Origin of the sequence: Pseudomonas sp. SWRI77, from assembly GCF_014269105.1 — a bacterium.
Classification (GTDB): domain Bacteria; phylum Pseudomonadota; class Gammaproteobacteria; order Pseudomonadales; family Pseudomonadaceae; genus Aquipseudomonas; species Aquipseudomonas capeferrum.
In genome coordinates this window covers 21,829-29,936 of record NZ_JABWRV010000041.1, presented here as the reverse complement: position 1 = coordinate 29,936, position 8,108 = coordinate 21,829, and the positions used below count along the sequence as shown (strand labels likewise).

Here is an 8,108-nt window from a genome sequence, read left to right as displayed (position 1 = left end):
ATCGTGCTTCGAACTATGCTTTTTCATGGTCTCGCCCTCGCTGCCGTTGGCTTCTATGAACGCCACCGTGGCACTGTGATGCCTCGGCGGGGGCGAGTCCATCGATTACAAAGGCCGTGCGTGACGTTTTAACAGAGGAGCCACTGTGAGCCTCGAAGCCGGCAGTGCAGGTTTCGCCACCGTCAACCAGGCCCCGGCCGTGCATCGGCTGCGGGTACTCACGGTCAACACTCACAAAGGGTTTACCGCCTTCAACCGGCGCTTCATCCTGCCGGAACTGCGCGAGGCGGTGCGCAGTACCCAGGCCGACATCGTCTTCCTCCAGGAAGTGCTGGGCAGCCACGACCGCCACGCTGCGCGCTACCCCGGTTGGCCGCAAACCTCCCAGTACGAATTTCTCGCCGACAGCATGTGGAGCGACTTCGCCTACGGCCGCAACGCGGTCTACCCCGACGGCCACCATGGCAACGCCCTGCTGTCGAAGTACCCGATCATCGAGCACCGCAACCTCGACGTGTCAATCACCGGCCCCGAACGCCGTGGCCTGTTGCATTGCATCCTCGATGTGCCCGGCCCACACCAGGTGCATGCCATCTGCGTGCACTTGTCGCTACTGGAAAGCCACCGCCAGCAACAGTTGCAACTGCTGCGCAGGTTGCTCGAATCACTGCCGGAAGGCGCCCCGGTGATCATCGCCGGCGACTTCAACGACTGGAAGCTGCGCGGCAATCGCACCTTGGGCCTGCGCAACGACTTGCACGAAGCGTTCGAGCGCCACCACGGGCACTTGGCGCGCACCTACCCCGCGCGCATGCCGCTGCTGCGCCTGGACCGTATCTACCTGCGCAACGCCGAAAGCCATGCACCGCGGATTCTGGGGCACAAACCTTGGACGCACCTCTCCGACCATCTGCCGCTGGCCGTCGAGGTCAAGCTGTAGCAATCATTCTTCATAGCCAAGCAGCGGTAAATAGCGAACTTCGATATCCCCGAGTATTTCACTCAACAAATCAGCTACTTGTACCGAATCACAGGCTATGAACAGATCCTTCACGCTTTCTTGACGCAAGCCCAGACCTCTCCTTAGCTGAACAGTATCTAGTCGTAAAGATCTCGCGCCGGGCCTCTAGCTCGCGCCTTCGTGCGCGTTTGCGAAAGCAGGCGTGCTGGTTTGGGTCGCCCCCTGTTTTTGCCGTACAGCTCGTGACAACAGGCCAGGTCCTTGGGCTGTACCACAAAAACTACGGAGATCCGCCATGAAAAGAACCTCGAATCCCTTGCGCTTCGACAGCATTTTCTGCGCGGTTTCCACGTCGCTGCTTCTGGCAACCCCGGTGGAAACTTTCGCATTCGAATTGCAGGACGACCCGACCTCCCCCCGTTTTCTGCAACAAGCGGCGGTCCCGCAGCTATCGCTCGACCCGGTCAGCGCCAGCGGGTTGAACATCGGTACCCTCAACGCATTCTCGGAAAAGATGTCCGAGCGCCACGACCAGGGAGTAGCCGACCTGGTCGCCAGCCAGTGGTCGCAATTCTTCCCTGGCGCCCCGCGCACCGGTGCACAGGCGCCCGACCAGTTAGAGGCCCCCAGCCAGCAACTGATGATCGGCCCGGACCTGTTCATGCGTGAAACCACGGCGGGCAATGTGCACCGCGCGGGCATCTTCGTTGGCCACAACAACCTGCAGAGCAGCTTCAATGGCATTCGCCCGCTGCTGGGCGACAAGCAGCGCAATGCCGTGAACCTGAGTGGCGAAAGCCTGGGCGTGTACTGGAGCATGACCCATGAACGGGGCTGGCACCTGGATGCCGTGGCCATGGGCTCGCGTATCGATATCAATGGCCGTGGCGAGAGCGGCCAGCGCCTGGACGACAGCGGCCATGCCATGACCTTCTCGCTGGAAGGTGGCTACCCGATCGGCCTGGGCGGGGGTTGGGTGATCGAGCCGCAGGCACAGTTGATCAACCAGCAGTTTTTCCCCGGCAGTCGCGTGCAGGAGGAGACGTTGCAGGCGTTCGACAGCCAGCCCAGCTGGAGCGGCCGGGTCGGTGCCAAGTTGTCCGGGCGCTACGAGGTGCGTGGCATGCCGATCGAACCTTATGTGCGGACCAACGTCTGGTACGACTTCAGCAATGCCGACGAGGTGAAGCTGGACCAGGTCGACAAGATTTCCAGCTCGCGGTATTCGACCACAGTGGAATTGGGGTTGGGGCTGGTGGCCCGGGTGACGCCGAATGTGGCGTTGTTTGTGAGTGCCGATTACAGCAGCGATGTGGATGACAATGACCTGAATGGGTTGATCGGCAGCCTTGGGGTGCGGATGCGCTGGTAGCCGGTAAGCTCGGTTGTGTAGGAGCGGCCTTGCGTCGCGAAAGGGTCGCGCAGCGGCCCCTGGATTTCAGCTTCGCCGCAGAGCTGGATTTCAGCTTCGCCGCAGAGCTGGATTTCAGCTTCGCCGCAGAGATTGCTGGGGCCGCTGCGCAGCCCTTTCGCGACGCAAGGCCGCTCCTACAACAGCAACCGAGTTGGCAGGCCGATCAGGCGGGTTTGAGGATCAATACGCCCAGCGGCGGCAGGTTCAGCGCCAGCGACAATGGCTGCCCATGGCTGGACACCTGGTCACTTTCCACGGCCCCCAGGTTGCCTACATTCGACCCGGCATACAGTTCGGCATCGCTGTTCAGCAGTTCTTCCCAGCGCTCGCCAAACGGCACGCCAATCCGGTACCCCTCGCGCGGCACCGGGGTGAAGTTGGCCACCACCAGCAACGGCTCGCCATTGCTGCTCCAGCGCAGCCAGGCATACACGCTGTTTTGCGCGTCGTCGCCGATCAGCCACTGGAAGCCCTGGGGCTGGCAATCCTGTTCGTGCAGCGCCGGCACCTCGCGATACAGCCGGTTGAGGTCGCCGACCAAGCGCTGCACGCCCTTGTGCTCGGGGTACTGCAGCAGGTACCAGTCCAGCTCGCTGTCGTGGTTCCACTCGCGCCACTGGCCAAATTCGCAGCCCATGAACAACAGCTTCTTGCCCGGGTGCGCCCACATGAACGTCAGGTAGGCCCGCAGGTTGGCAAACTTCTGCCAGCGGTCGCCCGGCATCTTGTCGATCAGCGAATGCTTGCCATGCACCACTTCGTCGTGGGAAATCGGCAGGATGAAATGCTCGGAGTAGGCATAGATCAGCCCGAAGCTCATCTCGTTGTGGTGATAGGTGCGGTGCACCGGGTCGTTCTGGATGTAGTGCAAGGTGTCGTGCATCCAGCCCATGTTCCACTTGTAGGCAAAGCCCAGCCCGCCCTGCTGGATCGGCTGGCTCACGCCCGGCCAGGCGGTGGACTCTTCGGCGATGATCAATGCGCCCGGGGCCTCGTGCGCCGCCACGCCATTGAGGTGGCGGATGAAGTCGATGGCCTCCAGGTTCTCGCGCCCGCCATGGCGGTTGGGCACCCATTCGCCGGCCTTGCGCGAGTAGTCGCGGTAGAGCATCGATGCCACCGCGTCGACCCGCAGGCCGTCGATGTGGAACTGCTTGAGCCAGAGCAACGCCGAGGCCAGCATGAAGCCGCGCACTTCGTTACGCCCAAGGTTGTAGATCAGCGTGTTCCAGTCCTGGTGGTAACCCTCCAGCGGGTTCTCGTATTCGTACAAGGCGGTGCCGTCGAAACGCGCCAGGCCATGTTCGTCGGTGGGGAAATGCGCCGGCACCCAGTCGAGGATCACACCGATGCCGCCCTGGTGGCAGGCGTCGATGAAGGCGGCGAAGTCTTCGGCACTGCCGTAGCGCGAGGTGGGCGCGAACATCGACAGGGGCTGGTAGCCCCACGAGCCGCCGAACGGGTGCTCCATGATCGGCATCAGTTCGATGTGGGTGAAGCCCAGCGCCTGCACATAGGGCACCAGGCGCTCGGCCAGCTCGCGCCAGTTGTAGTAACGCGCGACTTCGCCCAGGTCATCCAGCTCGCATTGCCACGAGCCGACATGCAACTCATAGATCGACAGGGGCGCGCTGTAGGCGTGACGTTGCGCACGCTGCGCCATCCAGTCGTGGTCCTGCCAGGGGTGGCTGAGCGCGCTGGCCACCTTCGACGCCGTGCTCGGCGGCAGTTCGGTGGCACGGGCCAGCGGGTCGGCTTTCAAGGGCAACACACCGTCTTTGCCCAGCACCTCGAACTTGTAGGTTTCGCCAACGCCAAGGCGTGGCACGAACAGCTCCCAGACCCCTGCACTGTGACGCAGGCGCATGGGGTGACGGCGGCCGTCCCAGTTGTTGAAGTCACCCACCACCGACACCCGTCGGGCATTCGGTGCCCACACCGAGAAGCACACGCCGTCGACGCCGTCGGCCTGCATCGGCTGCGCACCGAAGCGCCCCGACAGGTCGCGGTGGTTGCCCTCGGCGAACAGGTACAAGTCCATATCGCCCAATTGCGGGCCAAAGCTGTACGGGTCTTCGGTCACCTGCTCGCCGCCGGCCCAAGCAATGTGCAGCTGGTACGGCTGTGCCTCATCAAGGTGCGCGGTAAACAGCCCCGGCAGGCTGCCCTGGCGCATTTCGGCGAGTACGCGCCCATCGTCGCGCGCCAGTACGCGCACATTCAGGGCAGTGGGCAGGAAGGCGCGCACGAACTGCCCACCCGCGCCATCGCCATGGGGGCCAAGTACCGCAAATGGATCGGCGTGCTCGGCGCGGGCCAGGGCGTCGAGGTCCCGTTGCCGAAGACCGCCGTTTTCACGCGTGGTTGCATTCATCTATGACTCTCCCCAGGTACTGATCAGTCCATGCAAGCCATGCAAAGGCACGGCCAGCCAATTCGGTCGATTTTCAGCTTCGTATGTGATTTCGTACGCGGCTTTTTCCAGGCAGAACAATTCCAGCGCGGCACGCTCGCCTTCCGCCTGTTGCCAGGCGTGGGGCATGGCAGCGGTGGCCAGGCCATAGGCTTCGACAAAGGCATGCCGCGACTGGTGCAGGTACTGCCTGGCCACCCGTTGCCACGCCTTGCGCGCAGGGTCGGAAAGGTCCACGGCAGAGGCGCTGCGCAGAATCATCGCAGCAGCATAGTCGAAGGATCGCAGCACGCCGCTGACATCTTTGTAGGGGCTGTGCCGGGCCCGGCGCTCTTCCACGGGGCGGGACGGCTCACCCTCGAAATCGATCAGGTAGGCATCGCCCTGCACCACCAGCACCTGGCCCAGGTGCAGATCGCCGTGCACCCGCATCAGCAAGCCGCCCTGGGCCTGGTGCGCGAGGTTATCGATGTGCTGGGCAAGGCCGTCGCGCTGTTGCTGCAGGTCATCTACCAGCGCCTGGCTGTCGCTGTCGAGGCTGTCGCGGTGCTGGGCCAGCAGGTCGAGGGCGTGGGTCAGTTCGGCGCTGATCTGGCGGCTCCAGCGTTCGCTGTCCCGGGCATCGCTTGGGCGCGGCTGGAAGGCGGTGTCTTCGGTTGGTGCCGCCAGCAACAGGTGCATTTCGCCCAGGCGCTGGCCGAGCAAGGCGGCGAAGCCGTCGAGTTCGGCCAGCGCATCGGTGTGGGCTTCGCTGGCCGCGCTGGACGGCTCCATTTCGTCGCGGATGGCCCGTTCCAGGGTGTTCTGGGTCCAGGCCCAGGCATCGCCCTGGTTGCTCAGGTAGCCCTGGGCAATCATCAGCAGGTGCGGGGTGGCGTGCTCGTCCACGCGGCTGACCCACGCCAGCAGCGGCGAAATATTGGTAAAGCCCGCCGCGGTCAGGTAGGCGCTCATCTCAAGCTCGGGGTGAATGCCCGGGTTGACCCGGCGGATCAACTTGAGCACCACCCGGTCAGCGACCACCACCGAGCTGTTGGACTGCTCGGCACTCAAGTAGCGCACCGGGCTGTCTTCGCCAAGCCCCAGCCCGGCCAGTTGATCGGTGCACTCGAAGCGCAGCTCGCCCAGGCCATTGCCGCACGGCAGCCGGTGGCGCTCCTGGCAGGCACGTAGCACGGCGCGGATAAACGGCTCGAGGACGAACGCGTCGGTGATCAGGCCGACCTGGCGGCCCCGGCGCACCCGCGACAGCGCCAGCTGCTGGGGTAAGGCGCTGTTGATCTGCTCTTCGGGCAACAGGCCGAAGGGCAGTTGGTAGTGGTTGGCCACACCGTCGCTGAGCACCTCCAGCTCGCTGAGCAGCACCGGTGTGGTCGCGGTGCCGAAGCGCACGCCATAGCGCAGGCGAACCTGGTCGAGCGGCCCTTCCTTGCCGGCGAACCAGCGCCGTTTAGGCAGGTACTGCGGCAGTATCGAGGCTTCGAGTGTTTCGCTGGAAGGCGCTTCGAGCAGCTCTTCCAGGCGCTTGCGCAGCACCAGTGTGGTCAATTCGGGTAACCCCTCGGTAGCCTGGATGTGCCAGCTGGGCATGCGGTCGTGCGAGGCCAGCAGGAACCAGTAGAACGCATACGGCGGTAACGTGAGCAGAAAAGGCAACTGGCCGATCGGTGGGAAGGCGCTGCCACCGAGCATTTCCACCGGCACTTTATCGGCGTATTGCGACAGCTCCAGTTCAGCGGCCTGTGCGGCACGGGACACGTTGGCCACACACAGGATCACCTCGCTGTTGCCGTCCTGGTCGACGTACTCGCGCAGGTAAGCGAGGATGCGCCGGTTGCTCGGTGTAAGCATGCGAATGCTGCCCCGGCCAAAGGCCTTCTGCTGGTTGCGCACCGCCAGCAGGCGGCGGTTCCAGTTGAGCAGCGAATGCGGGTCGTGGGCCTGGGCTTCGACGTTGACCGTCTGGTAGCCGTACAGCGGGTCCATGATCGGCGGCAGCACCAGGCGCTGCGGGTCGGCGCGGGAGAACCCGCCGTTGCGGTCCGGCGACCATTGCATGGGGGTGCGCACGCCATCGCGGTCGCCCAGGTAGATGTTGTCGCCCATGCCCAGCTCATCGCCGTAGTACAGGGTCGGTGTACCGGGCATCGACAGCAGCAGGCTGGTCAGCAGTTCGATGCGCCGGCGGTCGCGTTGCAGCAAAGGCGCCAACCTGCGGCGGATGCCGAGGTTGATACGCGCGCGGCGGTCTTCGGCGTAGTAGTTCCACAGGTAGTCGCGCTCGCGGTCGGTGACCATCTCCAGGGTCAGCTCATCGTGGTTGCGCAGGAAGATCGCCCACTGGCAGTGGGCGGGGATCTCTGGGGTCTGGCGCAGGATGTCGGTGATCGGGAAGCGGTCCTCCATCGCCAGGGCCATGTACATGCGCGGCATCAGCGGGAAATGGAAGGCCATGTGGCACTCGTCGCCGTCGCCCTCGCCAAAGTACGGGCGGGTGTCTTCGGGCCACTGGTTGGCTTCGGCCAGGAGCATGCGGTCCGGGTAGTTGGCGTCGATCTCGGCGCGGATGGCTTTGAGCACCCGGTGGGTCTCGGGGAGGTTTTCGTTGTTGGTGCCGTCGCGCTCGATCAGGTAGGGGATGGCGTCCAGGCGCAGGCCGTCGACGCCCAGGTCGAGCCAGAATCGCATCACCCCGATCACGGCCTTGAGCACCTGCGGGTTGTCGAAGTTGAGGTCCGGCTGATGCGAGTAGAAGCGGTGCCAGAAGTATTGGCCGGCGACCGGGTCCCAGGTCCAATTGGACTTTTCGGTGTCGAGGAAGATGATGCGTGTGCCGTCATACTTCTGGTCGTCATCCGACCACACGTAGAAGTCGCGCGCCTTGCTGCCGCGCTTGGCCAGGCGGGCGCGCTGGAACCACGGGTGCTGGTCGGAGGTATGGTTGATGACCAGTTCGGTGATCACCCGCAGGCCTCGCTTGTGCGCCTCGGCAATGAAGCGCCGGGCGTCGGCCATGCTGCCGTAGTCGGGGTGCACGGCCTTGTACTCGGCGATGTCGTAGCCGTCGTCGCGCCGTGGCGAGGGGTAGAACGGCAGCAGCCAGAGGGTGTTGACGCCCAGTTCGGCGATGTAGTCGAGCTTGCTGATCAGCCCGGCGAAATCGCCAATGCCGTCGTTGTTGGCGTCGAAGAACGACTTGATGTGCAGCTGGTAGATCACCGCGTCCTTGTACCACAGCGGGTCGTCGATGAAGGCTGCCGGGCGGGAACGCTTGGCCATGGGTGACTCCTTTCAATTGCGGGTTCAGCACCGCCCCTGAG

5 protein-coding genes are annotated in these 8,108 nt (G+C 64.1%); 2 read left to right on the top strand and 3 right to left on the bottom strand.

Annotated features, from left to right (window positions below; translation table 11 throughout):
- The first annotated feature begins 145 nt into the window (after positions 1-145).
- Positions 146-940, top strand: a complete 795-nt coding sequence (locus tag HU766_RS25385; RefSeq protein ID WP_186661614.1) for an endonuclease/exonuclease/phosphatase family protein — start codon at positions 146-148, stop codon at positions 938-940.
- A gap of 3 nt (positions 941-943) precedes the next feature.
- Here HU766_RS25385 and HU766_RS26475 read toward each other — a convergent pair whose 3' ends face one another.
- Positions 944-1,069, bottom strand: a complete 126-nt coding sequence (locus tag HU766_RS26475) for a hypothetical protein (protein WP_256577300.1) — start codon at positions 1,067-1,069, stop codon at positions 944-946.
- Positions 1,070-1,256: 187 nt separating this feature from the next.
- Between HU766_RS26475 and HU766_RS25380 the strand changes: the two genes are divergently transcribed.
- The gene (locus HU766_RS25380; RefSeq protein WP_186661612.1) at positions 1,257-2,333 is read left to right on the top strand and encodes an autotransporter outer membrane beta-barrel domain-containing protein; all 1,077 of its coding nucleotides are present in this window, start codon (positions 1,257-1,259) and stop codon (positions 2,331-2,333) included.
- A gap of 205 nt (positions 2,334-2,538) precedes the next feature.
- On the opposite strand, the gene glgB is transcribed toward HU766_RS25380, so the two are convergent.
- Positions 2,539-4,749 (bottom strand): 1,4-alpha-glucan branching protein GlgB, encoded by a 2,211-nt coding sequence (gene glgB / locus HU766_RS25375; RefSeq protein ID WP_033696684.1) that lies wholly within the window; start codon positions 4,747-4,749, stop codon positions 2,539-2,541.
- Complete coding sequence (gene treS / locus HU766_RS25370) at positions 4,750-8,067, bottom strand: maltose alpha-D-glucosyltransferase (protein WP_186661610.1); 3,318 nt, start codon at positions 8,065-8,067, stop codon at positions 4,750-4,752.
- Between the last annotated feature and the right edge of the window lie 41 nt (positions 8,068-8,108).

What these genes read in the sequence shown, in the direction of transcription:
- HU766_RS25380 (WP_186661612.1), top strand. Translation starts at nt 1,257, where the DNA reads ATGAAAAGAACCTCGAATCCCTTGCGCTTCGACAGCATTTTCTGCGCG.
- glgB (WP_033696684.1), bottom strand. Translation starts at nt 4,749, where the DNA reads ATGAATGCAACCACGCGTGAAAACGGCGGTCTTCGGCAACGGGACCTC.
- treS (WP_186661610.1), bottom strand. Translation starts at nt 8,067, where the DNA reads ATGGCCAAGCGTTCCCGCCCGGCAGCCTTCATCGACGACCCGCTGTGG.